This is a genomic window from Streptomyces sp. NPDC007971, assembly GCF_042958635.1.
In the GTDB taxonomy this organism is placed as follows: Bacteria; Actinomycetota; Actinomycetes; order Streptomycetales; family Streptomycetaceae; genus Streptomyces.
Map to the genome: position 1 here is coordinate 58,277 of NZ_JBIBJK010000013.1, position 17,683 is coordinate 75,959.

Annotated in this window: 12 protein-coding genes and 1 pseudogene; 6 read left to right on the top strand and 7 right to left on the bottom strand. The window is 72.8% G+C overall.

Features of this window, described 5'->3' with window-relative positions:
* Window positions 1–68 precede the first annotated feature (68 nt).
* The 6 genes from ACFZCP_RS26695 to ACFZCP_RS26720 form a co-directional block, all read right to left on the bottom strand.
* A complete protein-coding gene (locus ACFZCP_RS26695) occupies window positions 69–2,069 on the bottom strand; it encodes an Ig-like domain repeat protein (RefSeq protein WP_391431029.1) in 2,001 nt (666 codons plus the stop codon).
* A gap of 196 nt (window positions 2,070–2,265) precedes the next feature.
* Window positions 2,266–4,887, bottom strand: a complete 2,622-nt coding sequence (locus tag ACFZCP_RS26700) for a hypothetical protein (RefSeq protein WP_391431035.1) — start codon at window positions 4,885–4,887, stop codon at window positions 2,266–2,268.
* Entirely contained in the window at window positions 4,884–6,575 is a 1,692-nt protein-coding gene (locus tag ACFZCP_RS26705) for a substrate-binding domain-containing protein (protein ID WP_391431038.1), read from the bottom strand. Before ACFZCP_RS26705 ends, ACFZCP_RS26700 begins: the two co-directional genes overlap by 4 nt.
* Window positions 6,575–7,897, bottom strand: a complete 1,323-nt coding sequence (gene pstA / locus ACFZCP_RS26710; RefSeq protein ID WP_391431041.1) for a phosphate ABC transporter permease PstA — start codon at window positions 7,895–7,897, stop codon at window positions 6,575–6,577. The genes ACFZCP_RS26705 and pstA overlap by 1 nt, the downstream gene beginning before the upstream one ends.
* Window position 7,898: 1 nt before the next feature.
* The gene (gene pstC, locus ACFZCP_RS26715) at window positions 7,899–8,870 is read right to left on the bottom strand and encodes a phosphate ABC transporter permease subunit PstC (RefSeq protein WP_391431045.1); all 972 of its coding nucleotides are present in this window, start codon (window positions 8,868–8,870) and stop codon (window positions 7,899–7,901) included.
* A gap of 337 nt (window positions 8,871–9,207) precedes the next feature.
* Window positions 9,208–9,810: an ABATE domain-containing protein gene (locus ACFZCP_RS26720; protein WP_391431048.1), complete on the bottom strand. Its 603-nt coding sequence runs from the start codon at window positions 9,808–9,810 to the stop codon at window positions 9,208–9,210.
* 102 nt (window positions 9,811–9,912) lie between these two features.
* Here ACFZCP_RS26720 and ACFZCP_RS26725 point away from each other — a divergent pair, with 102 nt between their 5' ends.
* From ACFZCP_RS26725 to ACFZCP_RS26735, 3 genes and pseudogenes are all read left to right on the top strand, one after another.
* On the top strand, window positions 9,913–10,695 hold the full coding sequence (locus ACFZCP_RS26725) for an MBL fold metallo-hydrolase (RefSeq protein WP_391431050.1): 783 nt from the start codon (window positions 9,913–9,915) through the stop codon (window positions 10,693–10,695).
* A gap of 148 nt (window positions 10,696–10,843) precedes the next feature.
* A pseudogene (locus ACFZCP_RS26730) lies at window positions 10,844–11,764 on the top strand (ABC transporter ATP-binding protein); the annotation flags it as partial.
* A gap of 275 nt (window positions 11,765–12,039) precedes the next feature.
* The gene (locus ACFZCP_RS26735; protein WP_391431053.1) at window positions 12,040–12,882 is read left to right on the top strand and encodes an ABC transporter permease; all 843 of its coding nucleotides are present in this window, start codon (window positions 12,040–12,042) and stop codon (window positions 12,880–12,882) included.
* A 324-nt stretch (window positions 12,883–13,206) separates the two neighbouring features.
* On the opposite strand, the gene ACFZCP_RS26740 is transcribed toward ACFZCP_RS26735, so the two are convergent.
* Window positions 13,207–13,665, bottom strand: coding sequence for a hypothetical protein (locus tag ACFZCP_RS26740; protein WP_391431056.1), 459 nt, complete (start codon window positions 13,663–13,665; stop codon window positions 13,207–13,209).
* 196 nt (window positions 13,666–13,861) lie between these two features.
* On the opposite strand from ACFZCP_RS26740, the gene ACFZCP_RS26745 reads away from it, so the two are divergent.
* From ACFZCP_RS26745 to ACFZCP_RS26755, 3 genes are all read left to right on the top strand, one after another.
* Complete coding sequence (locus tag ACFZCP_RS26745; protein ID WP_391431059.1) at window positions 13,862–14,830, top strand: cyclase family protein; 969 nt, start codon at window positions 13,862–13,864, stop codon at window positions 14,828–14,830.
* A 234-nt stretch (window positions 14,831–15,064) separates the two neighbouring features.
* A complete protein-coding gene (locus ACFZCP_RS26750; RefSeq protein ID WP_391431064.1) occupies window positions 15,065–16,645 on the top strand; it encodes a GMC oxidoreductase in 1,581 nt (526 codons plus the stop codon).
* Between the two features lie 173 nt (window positions 16,646–16,818).
* Complete coding sequence (locus tag ACFZCP_RS26755) at window positions 16,819–17,658, top strand: glucose 1-dehydrogenase (protein ID WP_391431067.1); 840 nt, start codon at window positions 16,819–16,821, stop codon at window positions 17,656–17,658.
* Window positions 17,659–17,683 lie beyond the last annotated feature (25 nt).

The following is a 17,683-nucleotide window of genomic DNA, read 5'->3' on the forward strand; positions in this document are numbered from 1 at the left end:
CCGCCTCCTTCGGTGGTCGTAGGGGGCTGCCGGGGAGACAGAGCGGGTCTCCCCGGCAGCCGCGCGGGTCAGGTGGACTTGATGGTGAAGGTGGCTCCGGCCTTCGAGTTGACCGTCGCCGAGCCCGCGTAGAACGCGTGCAGGCTGTGCTTGCCGCGGCTCAGCTTCGGCAGGGTGACGGTCACCTTGCCGCCGCTCAGCGTGCCGGTGGCGAGCACCTTCGAGCCCTCGTAGATGCGGACGGTGCCGCCGGGGGTGGTGCCGGTGGCCGTCACCTTGACCGTGACCTTGGCCTTCGCCGTGTGGCTGACGGAGGAGGGCGCGGTGGAGCTGACGGACGGCGTCGCCTTGGTGATCTTCAGGGAGACCGTGGCCGAGGACGCGTTGAGCCTGGCGTTGCCCGCGTAGGAGACGGACAGGCTGTGCGTGGCGACCTTGAGGTGGTTGGACAGGCCGACGGTGACCTTGCCGGAGGCGTCCAGGGTGCCGGTGCCGAGGACCGTGCGGCCCTCCTTCACCGTGACCTTGCCGGTGGGGGCCGCGCCGTGCGAGCCCTTGACGGTGACGACGACCTTCGGGGTCTTGCCGTAGGCGGTGGTCGCGGCGCTCGCCGTGGTGGTGCTGGCGAACTTCACCGAGCCGGACCAGGTGGCCGCCGAACCCCGGCCGTTGAGGTTGGCGCCGGTGACCGAGGCGGTGTAGCGGCCGTTGGCCAGGCCCGTGAAGGTGTGGGACGTGGTGTTCGCCGGGAGGTCCTTGACGGCCACGACGGCGCCGTCCGAGCCGGTCAGGGTGACCCGGTAGTCGGTGAGCGGCAGACCCGTGGGGGCCGGCGCGTTCCAGGACAGCTTCAGGCTCGCGTCGCCCGGGGTGGCCTTCAGACCGGCCGGCGCGGAGGGGGTCGAGGCGTCGATGCCCGACTCCTCCAGGCCGCCCAGCTTGGCGTGCTTGGCCAGGCTGATGGAGCCGTTGTACGGCTCGTTCTGGAAGCCGAAGCCGGCGATGACCTTCTCGGCGGAGTCGGACGCCAGCGCGGCGGTGTGGCTGCCGCTGGTGACGAAGATGTCGTAGAGGTTCTTGTCGAAGAAGATGCTGGTCGGGTCGATCGCCCGGCTCGGCACGACGTTGTACACGTCGCGGCCGAAGGTGGCGTTCTCGTAGTAGGCGTCGACGGGCGCGAGCTTGCCGTTGACCGTGGTGAGCGGGTTGGTGGCACCGGTGTCGCCGGGCAGCTGCACCGACGCCAGGTGGCCGCCGGCCGCGGCCGCGTCCTTGGTGTAGTCGGGCGCGACGTCGTTGTTCTGGGCGATCCAGCTGCCGACCGAGAACGGGACCAGGGCGCCGTCCTCGGTGAGCGCGGCGTTGCCCTGGTTCTCCTGGACGGTCGGGATGTCCGCGGAGACCGAGCCGTTGTCCAGGCCGATCGCGTTGAGGAAGAACTTGCGGGTGCCGGAGTTGGCCTGCGGGATGCGCGGGTGCACGGTGTGGCCGTTGACCTGGTGGAGGCTGCCCGCGTAGATGTCGTGCAGCTGGGCCACCGTCAGGTTGTCGATGCCCGCACCGCGCACCGCGACGCCGACGGCGTCGCGCGCGAACGGGATGTAGGTGAGCGCGGTGCCGGAGTTGGTCGGGCCGCTGGAGGAGCGGGCGAAGTCGACCTGGCCCTTGAGGGAGACACCGGTGTCGGGCGTCGGCCACTTGTCGCCGGTCAGCGCCATGCTCAGGGCCTTGCGGCCGTCGCCGGAGCCGTTCGGGCGGGCGAAGGCGGGACCGCCGGAGCGGGTGGTGATCTTCGACGTGGTCGAGCCGGTGCCGGGCTCGATCGCGTCGTAGGAGGCGACACCCGCGCCGCTCGCCGACTTCACGGCGGTGCCGGCGTAGCTCTTGCCGTTCACGGTGTCGCCGGCCAGGGCGTTGAGCACGTCCTGGGTGGTGTCGGAGCCCACGCCGACCAGTTTGCGGAAGGTGCCTGCGGGGGTGGGGTCGGCGTACGCCGGGCTCGCCAGAGCCAGGCCGCCGGCCACCACGGCGGCGGCGACGAGCGCCGCCGTAGAGCGCGTTCTGCGCATCGAGAGTCTCCTGAAGGTAGTGCTTCGGGTGCGGGAGAGGGATCTGGCAGGGTGGTACGGGCCGTCCGCCCCGACTGCCTTTCGGGGCGGGCGGCCGTCTGTGGGGGAGCACTTGGCTCCGGGTGCGTGGGGGGTGTCACGGGGGTGGTGCGGTCGGCTGCCGTGCGGCAGCGCCCCTAGGGGGCGTGGGGCGGTGTCACCGGGTGCCTCCGCCGCGCGGGCGCGATCGGCCACGGCGCGCTCCCAGGCGGCGCAGCGCCGTCCGGGCGGGGCCGAGCCGCAGCCGGCGGCCGCCCGCGAAGGGGGCGCCCGCTCCGGCGACCGCGCCGAGCGCGGCCCCGGCCGGTACGGCGTACCGCAGCGGGTTGGCGGGGTCGGCGGGGGTGTCGCCGGCGGCCGTGGTCCGGACGGCGTTGCCGCCGTCGAAGGACGCCGCGGGGCTGGGCGTGGGGCTCGGGCTGCCGCTGCCGCCCGTGGCGCCGCCGTCCGGCGTGCCGCCGGGAGTGCCGCCGCCCGGCCCGGTTCCGGTGCCGCCGTCGCTGCCGCCGCCGCTGTTGCCGCCGGTCGGGCCGCCGTCGTCGCTGCCGCCGGTGGGGCCCGGTCCCTTGTAGTGCACCAGGGCGTCGGCGGCCTTGGCCGTGCGCTCGCGCAGGGCGCGCGACAGCGGGGCGTACCCCGCGGGCAGCCGGCCCGGGTCGGCTCCGGAGACCTGTCCCGCGGCCGCCGCGTACCGGAGCAGGGTCGCGTAGTCGGCGCGGGCGTCCGCCTTCAGCGAGCCGGGCCGTAGGGCCGCGTACACCAGGTGGGCCAGCGGGTAGGCGCCTTTCGCCGTGGCGCCGGCCGGGGTGATCTCGGCGACGTCCTTGCCGGCCGCGGTCTTCGCCGCCTCGGTCAGGGACGTGGCGGTGGGGGTGACGTACCGGCCGGCGGCGTTGCGCAGGCTCGCGGTCTGCAGGCCGTAGCGGGCGGCGGAGGCCGCGTCGGTCACGGTGATGACGAACCGGGAGCCGACGGTCTGCGGGCCGGTGCCCTTGTAGGAGGGCGGACTGGCCAGCGGGTCCCAGGTCGACTTCCACAGGGTGTCGGCGCGCCGGGTGTGCAGGGCGCCCACGTGCATGTCGTCGACGTAGGGGTGGAAGTCGGTCATGCACTGCCGGGCGGTCTTGGGGGCGTCGCTGCCGGGCGGGACCGTGCACCAGGGGTCGCTCTTCGGGTACTCGTCGGTGTGCGCCGGATCGAAGGCCAGACCGGCCGGGTTCACGTCCGTGTTGGTGCTGTAGTACGGGTTGACCCGCATGCCCCAGTCGTCGGAGACCCCGGCGAGGAACCGCCGGGCGTCCTTGTCGGCGAGGATCCACTGCCACAGTGCGCGGGCGCTGTCGCTGTGCCCGAGCGAGGTCATCAGGTCGGTGTCGGTGTTCGGGGTCTCGGCGACCGACAGCTGCGCGAACTCGGGGTTGAGCGAGATGAATTCGGGATCGCTCGCCAGGCCGGCCGGGTTGTTCGCGGCCCAGCCGTAGCCCTTGGCCGGCTTGCCGCGCAGCACCGAGCCCCAGGGCGAGTTGCGGTACGACTCGGTCAGCAGCTTGGCGACCAGACGGGCGTTGAGCTTCAGCGAGCCGACCTTGGTGCCGGCGCTCTTCTCCACGTCCGCCGGGGCCCCGGCCCTGGGTCTGCGCTCGATGGTGAACCCGATGACGGTGCCGGTGAGCGCCACGGGCGCGTACGTCGTCGTCCCGGACGGTGCGCTGGTGCCGTAGTCGGCGCCCAGCGCCCGGGTGGTGAAGCCCATGCCCAGGGAGCCGTCGTTGCTCAGCCGGGTCCGGGTGTCGGGCTCGCCCAGCTCCGTGTAGCCGTACACCCTGCCGCTCGGGCACAGGGCGGCCTGCCAGCTGGTCATGGCGTCGGCGGCCAGCTCGCTGCCGGTGGTGGGGCGCTCGCTGGAGCCGAGCGCGCAGTTGGTGGCGACCTGGTTGAAGTGCAGCGGGATCGCGATGCGGTTCTTCCAGTTGGTCGAGGAGACCGGGGAGCCCGCGTTGACCTGGCTGTGGTCGGCGTACGGCTTGCCGTCGAGGTCGAGATGGCCCTGCGGCACGATCACCAGCCAGCAGGAGCGCGCAGTCCTGGTCCCGTTGACGGTGACGGGCGCGCCGCAGCCCAGGTGCGGGGCCTCGTTGGCGGTCTGCACCTCGAAGTACTCCTTGCCGGTGCCGTCGGCGCCGGTCCGGGCGAAGTCGACCTCGTTGGTGGTGTTGCGGTTGAAGTAGGGGTTGTTCTGGGTGTTGGCGGTGACCCACTGGCCGTCGACGGTCTTGAAGGGGACCTCGGCCGGCACGCCGGGGTTGGCCGCCCCGTAACGGTCGTCCTGGCCGTAGTTGGTCGGCTCGGCGTTGTAGAAGACCTGGCGGGTGTCGTCCAGCATGTTGCCCGGCCAGCTGCCCCGGTCGGTGGTCGGCGAGGCGCCGTACTCGCACTGGGTGCGCGGCGGGCCGGGGTTGTCCGGGACGGTGTGGTCGTCGTCGCCCCAGCACTGCATGATCTGTACGAAGTCCGTGTTGAACAGCGTGCCCGCGAACGTCGTCGGGGTGCCGCCCCTCCAGGAGACGCTGATCGCCTGGCTGGTGAGGCGGCCGGTCTGGCCGACCGTGAACCTCATGTCCTTGAACTCGCCCCGCCCGGAGACCGTGACGGCCGAGTCGGCCGGGGCGGCGGCGGTGGCGGCGGGGGCCGCCTGGGCGAGGGCGAGGCCCGCGAGGGCGCCGACGGTGGCGCCGGCGAGCAGCCGGACCAGGGCGCGGCGTATCGGGGCGGCTCTCATCGCGCGCTCCCTTCCGTGGAGCGGTCCCCGGACCGGGAGCCCACCAGGCGGGAGACCACCGAGGGCAGCAGGAGCAGCCCGAGCACCAGGAACGCGGCCAGCAGCATCAGCGTCTGTGTGCCGGTCCAGCCGTGCCCGGTGGCGACCGCGACGGGCTGGGCGAGGGCGACCGTGCCGCCCGTGACCGTGCCGCCCGCGCCCGAGCCGCCGCCGGAGCTGCCGCCCGGCGCGAGGGTCTGCCCGGTGTCCGGGTCGACGGACGGGCCGCCGCTGCCGCCTGTGCTGCTGGCGCCGCCGGGACTCCCCGTGCCGCTGCCGCCGGCGGCGGAGGTGCCGCCGCCGGCGGACCCGCCGGCCGCACCGCCGTCCTGACCGCCGTCGCCGCCGCTGCCGGACTTGGCGCCGCCGCTGCCCGTGGTGCAGGGCGCGGCGCCCTTCTTGTCACAGGGCTTCGGGTAGGGCGCGGTCTCGGCGAGCCGGTTGCGGCCGGAGGGGGTGAAGGTCGGGTTGTTGCAGCGGCGGATGTTGATGTTCTGCGCCTGCACACCGGGGATGCGGCGGATCTGGTCGAAGCCCGCCCTGACCAGGTTGATGGGCAGCGGCGAGTAGCCCAGCTGGGGCGCCTGCTGCTGGCCCTGGCACATGAAGTAGTACGAGAACGCGCCCAGCGTCCTGCCCTTGATCGGGGTGAAGGTGCCCTGCACCTTGAGCGGCAGGATCATGTACGAGTAGCTGGACAGCGGGTAGTTGCGCCTGTCGGTGTCGTTGTAGACGCCGTCGAGCTGCTGGGTGAGGTAGTCCGGGGAGCTCTTGTTCGTGTTGATCCGTGCCTTGAGCAGCGAGACCGCCACGTTCTGCGGGGTGGGCTCGGTGTAGTAGCCCGCGTGGTTGAGGACCTTGGCGACCGGATAGTGGGCGTTGAGCGCGTAGGAGTAGTTGACGTATCCGATCGCGCCCTCACCGTAGTTCTGGGCGACGTAGCCGGCCACGCCCAGGTCGCCGGACTGGGCGATCATCCCGGAGACGGTCGGGTAGTTGGAGGTCTGGCCGCAGGCGCCCGAGCGGCCGACCTTGCGGCAGTAGGCCTGCCACAGCGCCCTGTGCTGGTTGGCCATCCACAGCGTGAACTGGGCGGTGGAACCCGAGCCGTCGGAGCGGACGACCGGGACGACCGTGCGGTGGGGCAGCTGGAGGCCGGGGTTGTCGGCCCGGATCACCGGGTCGTCCCAGAACTTGACGACCCCGGTGAAGATCTTCGTGACGACGTCGCCGGACAGCCGCAGGTTGGTGACCCGCCTGCCGTTGACGGTCAGGTGGTACATGAAGACGGTTCCGCCGGCCACGATCGGCATGTACGCGTACGAGCCCGGTGCGGGGCGCTCGGCCGCGGAGCCGTCGGTGGGGTGGGTCTGGAAGGGGATGTCGGAGACCGCGAAGTCGACGGTTCCGCTGAGGAACTGGCGGCGGCCGTCGGAGGAGCCCATGCCGGCGTAGGAGATCCGCATGCCGTACTGGTTCACGGCGCGCCGCCACTCGTCGACGGCGTTCTCCGCCCAGGTGGAGCCCGCGCCGGCGATCGGGGTGTAGTTGTCGGCCGACGCGGGCGTGCCGGTGAGGGTGCCGAGGATGCCCATCAGCGCGGCCAGGATGCCCAGCCGTCGTAGGGCGTTGATGACAGGGCTGGACATCAGTGACGGTCTCCGTCCGTGGGGCCGTGCTCGGATTCGTTGGCGGGTGCGGGTTCGTCGTGGCCGGTCGCGCGGTTCCCCGCGCCCCCGGGGTGGCCGGTCCCGCCGGTGTCGTCACGGCCGACGGCCTCGAACAAGGTCAGTCCCGGTGCGTGCAGATCCGCGAAACGCTCTGCGTCCCGGCGCGACGCCCGCGCCGCCCTGCGCGCCTGGCGCCTGCTCTGGTGGCCCGCCCCGCGGCCGCCGATGACACGGGCGATCGCGAACAGGACCAGGACCAGGGCCATCAGGACCGCCGCCGAGCCGAAGCCGCGGGCGATCATGGCCGGCTGGGGCGACTTGACGAAGTTGAAGACGGCGAGGGGCAGGGAGACCATCGGGCCGTCGGTGGGGTCGGCGTTCAGGGACGCCGTGAAACCGGCGGTGAGCAGGACCGGTGAGGTCTCGCCGATGCCGCGGGCGGTGCCGAGGATGACCGCGGTGGCCAGGCCCGAGCGGGCCGTGGGCAGGACCACGTGCCACACCGTCCGCCGGCGCGGCGCGCCCAGCGCCTCGGCGGCCTCCGTCAGCGTGCCCGGCACCAGCCGCAGCACCACGTCCGCAGCCCGGATCACGATCGGCAGCATCATCACGCTGATCGCGAAGCCCGCCGCGAGGCCCGACTTCTGCATGCCGAGCCCGAGGATCCAGGTGGCGTACACCATCAGGCCGGCCACGATCGAGGGCAGCGCGGTCATCGCCTCGACGACGGTGCGCACGAAGCGGGAGAAGCGTCCCGGGATCTGGTTCAGGTACACCGCGCAGGCCAGGCCCAGCGGGACCGTGATCACCAGGGCGATGGTGATCATGATGAGGGTGCCGAGCATGGCGTGCGCGATGCCGCCGTGGGTGAGCGGGTCCAGGGGGCCGGCGGCCTGCATGTCCTGGGTGAAGAAGTTGCCGTGCGGCAGCGCCTCGCGGCCCCGCCAGGCGGTGAAGCCGACGACCAGGGCGAGGGCGGTGAACAGCAGCGTGGCCGCGGTCCACAGCACCACGGTCATCACCCGGTCCCGCACCGCCTGCCCGTCCTCCTCCAGGCCGGTGAGCACGGCGTGGACGAGGAGGAAGACGAGGTAGGCCGTGACGGTGAAGCCCAACGCCCCGGAGAAGGGCGCGAGTTCACCGAACAGGAGCACGGCCGTGCACAGGCCCGAGGCGGCGGCGCCGGCCAGGGACAGCACCCCGGAGCGGGTCGGGCCGCCGATACGGCGGGGGACGTCGGGCGGTTCGGCGCCGGCGCCGGGGACCGCGGGCGCCGCGAGGGTCTCTTCGACGACGGTCATCTCATGCCTCGCTCTGCGCGCCGGACCGGGAGCGGGCCACGATCGACGAGGCGGTGAAGTTGACCGCCAGGGTGAGCAGGAACAGCGTCAGGCCCGCCGCCATCAGCGCCGACATGCCGAAGGTGGAGGCGTCGCCGTAGTGCAGGGCGATCAGGGAGGAGACGGAGTTCGTGCCGGTCTGCAGGATGTGCGGCTGGATGGTGAAGACGGGCGAGATGATCAGGTAGACGGCGATGGTCTCGCCGAGCGCCCGCCCGAGCCCCAGCATGGTCCCGCCGATGATCCCGCCCTTGCCGTACGGCAGCACGACCGAGCGGATCATCCCCCAGCGGGTCGCGCCGAGGGCGTACGCGCCCTCCCGCTCCCCGGCCGGGGCCTGCGCGAACACCTCGCGCATCACCGAGCACTGGATCGGCGCCACCATCAGGGCCACGACGAGGCCGGCGATGAAGGCCGAGGCGGTGTAGACGCTCTCGGAGGCCAGCGGCTCGCCGGGCCGGGTCCCGTCCACCTTCAGCAGCGGTATCCAGCCGAGCCAGTCGGACAGCCAGCGCGACAGCCCGATCACGTGCTGCTGGAGGAAGAAGAGCCCCCACAGCCCGTACACGACCGACGGTACGGCCGCCATCAGGTCGACCATGCTGACGAGCGTGCGGCGCAGCGGGCGCGGTGCCACGTCGGAGATGAACAGCGCCGTGCCCACGGCCAGCGGTACGGAGATGGTCACGGCGACGGCGGCGATGAGCAGGGTCCCGGTGAGGACGGCCGCGATGCCGAAGTGGTGGACGTCCGGTTCCCACGCGGCGGTCGTGAGGAAGCCGAACCCCTGCACCCGCAGCGCCTGTCCGGCCCGTAGCAGCAGGAACAGACCGACTCCGGCCATGATCGCGAGCACCGCGACGCCAGTGGCCGTCAACTGGTAACGGAAGATGCGGTCTCCGAGCCCCTGTGCCGCGAACGCCTTGCGCGGCAAGGGCCGTTCGGGTCTTTCGGGATCTTCGGATCTGTCGGGCTCCGCTCTGCCGGGCCCCTCTACCGCGGTCACCACGTATGGCCCCCTATGCGACATGCAGCGACATGTACGGGAACGGTGGTCCCCGCGCGGGGAGAGTCAATGGCCGGATGCTGTCGACGCCGGGCGTCGCAGACAGAGCGAGAGTGAACGGCTCATGTCACTTCGGTGGGGGAACTGTGCGTGCACCAGGCACGCTTCCGGCGGCGTGCTCGGCGTGCTCGGCGTGCGGGGCGTGTGGGGCGTGCTCGATGTGCTCGGCGTGTGGGGCGTGCTCGGCGTACGTGGTGTGCTCGGTCTACTCGGCCGGCGGCTGCGCGGCGCGGCGGGCGTAGGCGCGGGCCGCGCGGGCGCGGTCGCCGCAGCGGGTGGAGCACCAGTGGCGGCGGCCGTGCCGGAGCAGGTAGCGGTTGCAGGGGGTGGAGCCGCAGGCGGTGAGGCGGTCGGCGTCGGGACCGGTGAGCAGGTCGGCGGCGTCGGCGGCCAGGGCCGCCAAGGCGTGCTCGACGATCTGCGTGGTCGGGTGGGACGCCGCCCGGTACAGGCCGCGTCCGGGGTGCCAGTGCAGCAGGGCTGCCGCGGGGGCGCGGGTGAGTGCCTCGTTGAGGGCGTTCAGGGCGCCGGCCGGGGCGGGGCGGCCCTCGACCCGCGAGGCGAGCAGGGAGCGGATCTCCTCGCGCAGCGACCGCAGCCGGGCCGCGCAGGTCTCCTGGAGGTCCGCGCCGGCCGGGGCCAGGGCGTGCTCCACGAGCCACCGGTCCGCCGCCGCGGGCGAGCCCAGCAGGTCGACCGAGTGGCCGCCGGGCAGGGTGACCGCACTGTTGGCGAGGTCGAGGGCCGGGTACTGCTCCGCGCCCGGCGCGGGGGGTGGTGTCTGCTCGCCTGTCACGCTCCCAGTCATGAATCTCATGGTACGGCTTGCGGCCATCCGTGAGGAAGGGCTAACGTCACTTCACGGATAGACCATTCGTCATCCGTGAGACGACGCTGTGAGGTGCGCATCATGACCGCTTCCGGTCCGACCCCCGACACCACGAACGAGCAGATACCCGTCCGCGTCCTCGGCGGCCCGACCGTCCTCGTCGAGTACGGCGGACTCCGCTTCCTCACCGACCCGACCTTCGACGGTCCCGGTGACTACCCCTCGCCCGGCGGCCGGACCCTGGTCAAGACAGCCCCGCCCCGGACCGGCCGGACCGAACTGGGCCCCGTCGACGTCGTCCTGCTCTCCCACGACCAGCACGCCGACAACCTCGACCACTCCGGCCGCGCCCTGCTCGCCGAGGTGCCCCGCACCTTCACCACCGCGAGCGCCGCCGGCCGCCTCGGCGGCACCGCCCGGGCCCTCGCGCCCTGGGAGTCCGCCGAGCTGCCCCGCCCCGACGGCGGCACCGTCACCGTCACCGCGGTGCCCGCCCTGCACGGGCCCAAGGGCTCCGAGCCGATCGTGGGCGAGGTCACCGGCTTCGTCCTGACCTCCGCCGACCTGCCGAGCGTCTACGTCAGCGGCGACAACGCCTCCCTGGAGCTGGTCCAGGAGATCGCCGACCGGTACGCGCCGGTCGACACCGCCGTCCTCTTCGCCGGCGCCCCCCGTATGCCCGTCCTCGACGACGCCCTGCTCGTCCTCGACGGCGCCGGAACCGCGCGGGCCGCACGGCTCCTGGACGCCCGCCGTGTGGTCCCGGCCCACTGCGACAGCTGGGCCCACTTCACCGAGACGAGGGAGGACGTCGTGAGGGCGTTCGCCGCGGCGGGACTGGCGGACCGGCTGCAGCTGGACTGAGCCGCCGGTGGCGCCGGCGTGTCGCGGTACCACCGGTGGGGGCCGCCCGTTCGGCCCCCGGTATCACGAAATCGGGGCGATTCGGACCCTAGCGTGGCAGGTGAGGCGTCGTCGCGACGCACGCCAGGGTCCGAGAGGAAGAGCGCCCATGATCGAGGCACGGCAGCTGACCAAGAGATACGGGGAGAAGACGGCCGTCGACGGGCTGGACTTCACCGTGGAGCCGGGCACGGTGACCGGCTTCCTGGGGCCCAACGGCGCGGGCAAGTCCACCACCATGCGGATGGTGGTCGGCCTCGACGCCCCGACGAGCGGCACCGTCACCGTCAACGGCCGCCCCTACGCCCGCCACCGGGCACCGCTCCAGGAGGTCGGGGCACTTCTGGAGGCCAGGTCGGTCCACCCGGGCCGCTCGGCCCACAACCACTTGCGGGCGCTCGCGCTCACCCACGGCATCCCGCGCCGCCGTGTCGAGGAGGTCATCGAGCTGGCCGGTCTCACCGCCGTCGCGCGCAAGCGGGCCGGTGCCTTCTCCCTCGGCATGGGCCAGCGGCTCGGCATCGCGGCGGCGCTGCTGGGTGATCCGCAGACGGTGATGCTGGACGAGCCCGTCAACGGCCTGGACCCGGAGGGCGTTCTCTGGATCCGCACCCTGCTGACCTCGCTCGCCGCGGAGGGCCGGACGGTGTTCGTCTCCTCCCACCTGATGAGCGAGATGGCACTGGTGGCGGACCGCCTGATCGTCGTGGGCCGGGGACGGCTGCTGGCCGACACCACCGTGCGCGACCTGGTCGGCGAGGCGGGCGGGGACACGGTGAAGGTGGCGACCGGGGACCCGGCCCGGCTGCGGGACGTGCTGGCCGCGCCGGGTGTCGGCATCACCGGCCGGGCCGGCTCCGAGGAACTGCAGGTGACCGGGTTGAGCGCCCGTGAGATCGGGCTGCGGGCCGCCGAGCACGGGATCGCCCTGTTCGAGCTGACCGCGCGGACCGTCTCCCTGGAGGAGGCCTTCATGGACCTGACCCGGGACGCCGTGGAGTACCACGGTTCCACGGCCGGCTCCGGGACCGGCTCTGCGGCCGGCTCCACCGTCGGCTCCGTGACCGGATCCTCGGCCGGTACCAGGAACCCCGAGCCCCGTGAGGCCGCCGAGACCTCCGGGACCGCTGAGGCTTCCCGGACCGCCGCGACCGCCGTAACAGCGGCAGCCGCCCTAACAGCTGAGACGGCCGGGATCACCGAGACGGCCGGGATCACCGAGATCCCTGAGACCCCGGAAACCCCGGAGGCCCCAGCGACACCAGCAGCGACCCCGGAGACCGCCGGGACCGCCAGGAGGACCGCATGAGCACCCTCACCAGCAGGGCCGAGCCGTCCCGCACCACACCGTCCGCCCGCCCCGACCACCGCGTGACCGGACGGCGGGTGCTGTCCTCCGAGTGGGCCAAGTTCTGGTCGCTGCGCTCGACCTGGATCACCCTGGGCCTCGGCCTGCTCTTCCTCGTCGTCTTCGGGCTGATCGCCGCGAGCCGCTACAAGTTCATGAACGGCACTCCCCGCATGGACCGGAACTTCGCCCGCGCGACGGCCGTGAGCCTGTCCCTCTTCGGCGCCAACTTCGCCCAACTGGCCCTCGGTGTCCTCGGCGTGTTGGTCATGGCGGGCGAGTACTCCACCGGCATGATCCGCTCCACGCTCGCCGCCGTGCCGCGCCGGCTGCCCGTCCTGTGGTCCAAGGCGGCCGTGTTCGGGCTGGTCGCGCTGGTCGTCGGCACCCTCGGCGCGTTCACCGCCTTCCTGGCCGGCAGCGGGATCGTCGCCGGCACCCCCGCCGCGATGGGCCTGACCGACCCCGGGGTCGTCCGCAGCCTGCTGGGCGCCGGGCTCTACCTCGGCCTGGTCGGTGTGATCGGCACCGCGCTCGGCGCGCTGCTGCGGTCGGTGGCCGCAGGCATCTCGCTGCTGGTCGCCACCCTGATGCTCATCCCCGGCCTGGCCTCGCTCCTGCCCAGCTCCTGGCAGGACGACATCAGCCCCTACCTGCCGAGCAACGCGGGCCAGGCGATGTACGCCCTGACCCACGACTCCACCACCCTTTCGCCCCCGGCCGGCCTGCTGGTCTTCCTGGGCTGGACGGCACTCGCGCTGGCCGGGGCGGCGTACCGGCTGATGCGCAGCGACGCCTGACACGGCCCGGCCGCCGTGTACGGACCGGCCGTCGTGTACGGACCGGCCGCCGTGTACGGACCGGCCCAGCACGGGTGCGGCCGAGGCATCGGCTGCGGCGGCAATGGATGCGGTGGCGGCAACGGGTGCGGCCGTGACAACGGCTGCGGATGCGACAACCGCTGCGGATGCGGCAACGGATGCGGCCGAGATGACCGATGCGGCTGCGGCGGCAACGGCTGTGGCCGAGGCGACACATGCGGCTGCGGCAAGGGACGCGGCTGCGTCGGCTGTCCCGGGCCCGCGGGTGCCCCGCAGGCCCGTCGCCGCCCGGGCAGCCGTCGTTCAGTAGCGCAGGGCCGAGCCGACCGCCGCGTGCACGTCCCCGCTCAGCTTGCGGTTGCTGGTGGCCGTGCCGTCGCCGGAGGCTCCGGCGGCCACGTTCGTGACCGTCACCACGGTCACGTCCAGCAGATTGCCGCTCTTGTCCGTGAAATTGACCTGGACGGCGAAGGACTTGGCGGAATCGGCGGTGTTCTTGGCGGTCACCTTGGCCGTCGCCTTGCCGTCGCCGCCGACGGCGACGGTGCCGAGCGTCACGTCGTCCTTGGCCTTCACTCCGTTCTTGACGCCTTCGAGCTTCTGCTTGGCCTGCGCCGACGCCGAGGCCAGCGCGTCGGATCCCTTCGAGGCCAGGGACGCGGCGGCCGAGGACGCCGCCGAAGCCGCCTTGCTGGCGGTTCCGGAAGAGGTCCCGGAACCGCCGGAGCACCCTGCCGCCGCGACCGCGACGACCACAGCCACCACCGCTCCCGCCGCACCCCGTGTCCTGTGCCCTGCCATACCGCACCTCCAGAGACTTCCGAGCCGTCCGGCCCTTCCCCCCTCAGTGAAGGCGGCGCCGCCTGCGCCTGCACGCCGAGCCGCCCGGGCGTGCGGGGCCCTGGGCCGGGTGCTCCAATGAACGGGAGGGAGGGGGCCGGACGAGGAGGAGTTCCCGGTGACCGCGCAGCCGCAGCCCGTGCCCGCGCATCCCCCGGCCTCGCACTCCCTGTCCGAAGCGGCCTTCCGGGACCTGTACCGCCGGCTGCGGGACGGGGCCGCGGTCGCCGCCGGGCACGGGCGCGGCGCCCTGGACCTCCTCACGCCCGAACGGGTGACGGCGGCCGCCGCCGAGGTCCGGTGCGGACGCACCGTGTCGCTGGCCGCGCCCATCGAGACCCGGGCCGGTCCCGACGATCCGGAGCCCGCGTCCCACCGGATGACTGCGCCGGCGTGCCGGGAGGAGACCGCGGGGCACGGGCTTGCGTTCGCCCGCGACCGGTTCGCGATGAACGTGCACGGGGACGTCGACAGCCACCTCGACGCGCTGTGCCACGTGATGTTCGACGGCGAGCTGTACGGCGGCGTCCCGGCGGACACCGTGACCCCGGACGGCGCCGGCGCGCTCACGCTCGACCTGGTGCGCGACGGCATCGTCGGCCGCGGTGTCCTCCTCGACGTCCCGCGTCTGCGGGGTGTGCCGTGGCTCGACCCCGGCGACCAGGTGACGGCCGAGGACCTCGTCGCGGCCGAGACCGCCCAGCGCACCCGGGTCGAACCGGGCGACCTGCTGTTCGTGCGCGTGGGACACCGGCTCAGGCGCCGAAGACTGGGTGCCTGGGACGTCTCCCTGGCGCGGGCGGGTCTGCATCCGGCGGCGATGCGCTTCCCCGCCGAGCGGGGCGTGTCCGTCCTGGGCTCGGACGGCAACAGCGACGCGGCGCCCAGCGCGGTGGCCGAGGTCCCGTTCCCCGTGCACGTGCTGGCCGTCAACGCCCTGGGTCTGCATCTGCTGGACTGGCTGGACTTCGAGGAACTGGTGCCGGTGTGCGAACAGCAGGGCCGCTGGCACTTCCTGTGCGTGGTGGCCCCCTTGCGGCTGCCCGCGGCGACCGGCTCCCCGGTGAACCCGATCGCCGTGCTGTGATCGCCGTTCGTCATTCCGGGACCGCCGTCCGGTGTTCGTCGTTCCGGGACCGCCGTCCGGTGTTCGTCGTTCCGCGACCGCCGTCCCGTGCTCGCCGCCCTTGCGTACCGGCCGTTCTGCCGCCGTGCCGGTGCGGGGCACACTCCAGGTGCCGCACGGCCGTGGGGCGCGTACGTTCGAAGGGGGGAGAGCCGGAAACGGCCGCGGACCGGACGAGCAAGGACGGTGGTCGCCGTGGACACCCTGTCCCCCTACGACGTCATCGTCATCGGCACCGGCGCCGGGGGCGGCACGCTCGCCCACCGCCTCGCCCCGTCCGGCAAACGTGTGCTCGTCCTCGAACGCGGCGACTACCTGCGGCGCGAACGCGACAACTGGGACTCGACGGCGGTGTTCGTCAAGGGCAAGTACCGGGCCCCGGAGTTCTGGCTCGACCGGCACGGCAACGAGTTCCCGCCCGAGCTGAACTACTACGTCGGCGGCAACACCAAGTTCTACGGCGCCGCGCTGTTCCGGCTGCGCCCGCAGGACTTCGGCGAGCTGCGCCACCACGACGGCATCTCTCCCGCCTGGCCCCTCGGTTACGAGGACCTGGAGCCGTACTACACCGAGGCGGAGCACCTCTACCTGGTGCACGGACGGCACGGAGAGGATCCCTGGGAGGGCGCGTACAGCGCGCAGTACGCCTACCCGCCGGTCGAACACGAGCCGCGCATCGAGCAGTTGAGCCAGGACCTGGAGAAGCAGGGACTGCACCCCTTCCACCTGCCGATCGGCGTCGACCTCACCCAGGACGAGCACGGCCGGGCCACCCACTCCAGCGTCTGCATCCGCTGCAACCGGGTGGACGGCTTCCCCTGTCTGGTCCGCGGCAAGTCGGACGCCCAGGTCATCTGTGTGGAGCCGGCGCTGCGCCACCCCAACGTCGAACTGCTCACCAACGCCCGGGTGACGCGGCTGGAGACCGACCCCACCGGCCGCAGCGTCACCACGGTCGTCGCCCGGCTCCCCGACGAGGAGGAGGCGCGCTTCTCGGCCGGCATCGTGGTGGTGGCCTGCGGGGCGGTCAACTCCGCGGCCCTGCTGCTGGCCTCGGCGAACGACCGGCATCCGGGTGGACTGGCGAACAGCTCGGACGTCGTGGGCCGCCACTACATGCGGCACAACAACCTTGCGCTGATGGCCGTTTCCAAGGAGCCCAACGACACCCAGTTCCAGAAGACCCTCGCCCTGCACGACTGGTACCTGGGCGCAGACGACTGGGACTACCCCCTGGGCGGCATCCAGATGCTCGGCAAGTCGGACGCCGAGCAGATCCACGGCCAGGCCCCGCGCTGGGCCGGAGCGGTGTCACCGGACATGCCCTTCGAGGTCCTGGCCCATCACGCCGTCGACTTCTGGCTGTGCGGGGAGGACCTGCCGCAGCCGGACAACCGGGTGACCCTGGAGAGCGACGGCCGTATCCGGCTCACGCTCGACGAGACGAACAACATCGCCGGTCTGGAGCGCCTGCGGCACAAGCTGCAGCACATGCTCGGCCGTCTCGGCATGCACGAGCACCAGATGCTGTCCCGCAGCATCTACCTGCACAAGGGCATGCCGATCGGCGCCACCGCCCACCAGGCCGGCACGGTGCGCTTCGGGACGGACCCGGCGGCCTCGGCCCTGGACGTCAACTGCAAGGCCCACGACCTGGACAACCTCTACGTCGTCGACACGAGCTTCTTCCCGAGCATCGGCGCGGTCAACCCGTCCCTGACGGCCATCGCGAACGCGCTGCGCGTGGGCGACCACCTGGTGGAGCGGCTGGGCTGACCTCCGCCCGCGCCCCGCCCGCACCCCGTCCCCGACCGGGCGAAGATCCTCGGCCGGGCAGCGCAACGCCGTCCGCCCCGGCATGCCGCCGCCCCTCCCCGGTGCTTGTCTGAAGCCCGGACCTGGGCTCCCGGGCCCGGCCGGTCCGGCACGTAGTGGAGGAGCAGGGCATCGTGAGTTCCACCGAGGGCGCACCGCAGGGAGTTGCCCCCGCACACCTGCTGAAGGGCCAGAAGGCACTGGTCACCGGCGCGAACTCCGGAATCGGCCGGGCGACCGCCGTCGCCCTGGGCCGGGCCGGGGCCGACGTCGTGGTGAACTACGTGGCCGGCCGGGAGGACGCCGAGCAGGTGGTCGAGGAGATCACCGCCTTCGGAGTGCGCGCCGCGGCCTACGAGGCGGACGTCTCCGACGAGGCCCAGGTCGTCGCCATGACGAACCGCATGGTCCAGGAGTTCGGCACCATCGACATCCTGGTCGCCAACGCCGGACTCCAGCGGGACGCCCCGCTCACCGACATGACCCTCGCCCAGTGGCAGAAGGTCCTGGACGTCAACCTCACCGGGCAGTTCCTGTGCGCCCGTGAGGCGACCAAGGAGTTCCTGCGCCGCGGAATCGTCCCGGAGGTGTCCCGCGCGGCCGGGAAGATCATCTGCATGAGTTCCGTCCACCAGATCATCCCGTGGGCCGGTCACGTCAACTACGCCTCGTCCAAGGGCGGCATCCAGATGATGATGGCGACCCTCGCCCAGGAACTCGCCCCGAAGAAGATCCGGGTGAACGCCGTCGCCCCCGGAGCCATCAAGACCCCCATCAACCGCGACGCCTGGGACACGCCCGAGGCGGAGCGGGACCTCCTGCAACTGATCCCCTACGGCCGGGTCGGCGAACCCGACGACATCGCCCACGCCGTCGTCGGCCTCGCCTCCGACCTCATGGACTACGTCGTGGGAACCACCCTCTACGTCGACGGCGGCATGACCCTCTTCCCCGGCTTCGCCACCGGCGGCTGACCCACCCCACCGCCTCGGCCCCCGG